We start from the raw sequence: 1,054 nt of genomic DNA, 5'->3' as shown, positions 1-1,054 counted from the left end.
ATAAATGGCTCATCCAAAGCTAAAAATAGCTTCGGCTCAATCCGCAAAAAATCATACACGAACACGTTGTGCTTCATTATAACCAACCATTAACCAATGATAAAATTCTTTAGAAAAATTCGTCAAAACTTACTTATGGAAAATAAAACTGGAAAGTATTTCAAATATGCTATTGGTGAAATTGTGCTTGTTGTGATTGGAATTTTAATTGCACTTCAGATTAATAATTGGAATGAGAACAGAAAAAGTTCAAAAATTCGGAATAATTACTATGAACAGGTGTTACAAGATTTAGCAAAGGACACTATTTATATTAACAGAAACATTATAAATCTCGACTCGCGTATTTCAAAGTATCAAAATTATTTAGAACAGTTACCTAAAGCAGAAAGTACTAATGATGTTATACCTCTTATGGGTGCGCTAGATTGGACATTTGGATATACCAATTTTAATACAAACACCATAGAATCTTTAATATCTACAGGAGACATTAAGTTAATGCCAGATGAAATTAGGAATGCTCTACTAGATTTGAGAACTATTCAAAACGAAATTATTAAAATTACATCTGGGAATAATGATGTTTATTTAGAGGATAGCCAAAAAGCGATTGGTCTTGGACCTGCAAATTTTACTTTAAATGTTAATCCTAAATTATTAAATCAATTAATTAGAGAGCAAGATATTATTTCAGCTATTAATATCACAAATGGAACTTTTATACTAAAAAATTTTACAGAAAAGAACTTATTAAAGGATATGCAAAATTTATTAGAATCCACAAAAGAATTATCTGAATTAATTGGCGAAGAGTTAGAAAAATAACGAAAGCACAACAACGTGTATAATTAATTGCTGCGCAATGTTGGTTAAGTAAACGATCTAGATAAAATTCTTATATTAGTTACTCGGAAAATTAGCAAGTCAAAGCCTTGCCATTTTCCTCCAGCGGATTTTTCGCCACATGTGGCTCATCCAAAGCTAAAAATAGCTTCGGCTCAATCCGCAAAAAATCATACACGAACACGTTGTATGTAATTTGATTCCCAAA

Annotated in this window: 1 protein-coding gene; it reads left to right on the top strand. The window is 30.4% G+C overall.

Translation table 11 applies throughout. The annotated features are described in order from the left end of the window. Nucleotides 1-96: 96 nt before the first annotated feature. A complete protein-coding gene (locus ACFS5M_RS09675; RefSeq protein WP_183490596.1) occupies nucleotides 97-828 on the top strand; it encodes a DUF6090 family protein in 732 nt (243 codons plus the stop codon). Nucleotides 829-1,054: the final 226 nt, after the last annotated feature.

It is taken from the genome of Lacinutrix iliipiscaria, from assembly GCF_042686125.1.
Taxonomy (GTDB): domain Bacteria; phylum Bacteroidota; class Bacteroidia; order Flavobacteriales; family Flavobacteriaceae; genus Oceanihabitans; species Oceanihabitans iliipiscarium.
Note: the sequence above shows the minus strand (reverse complement) of the source record. Positions and strands in the feature narration are given on the sequence as shown.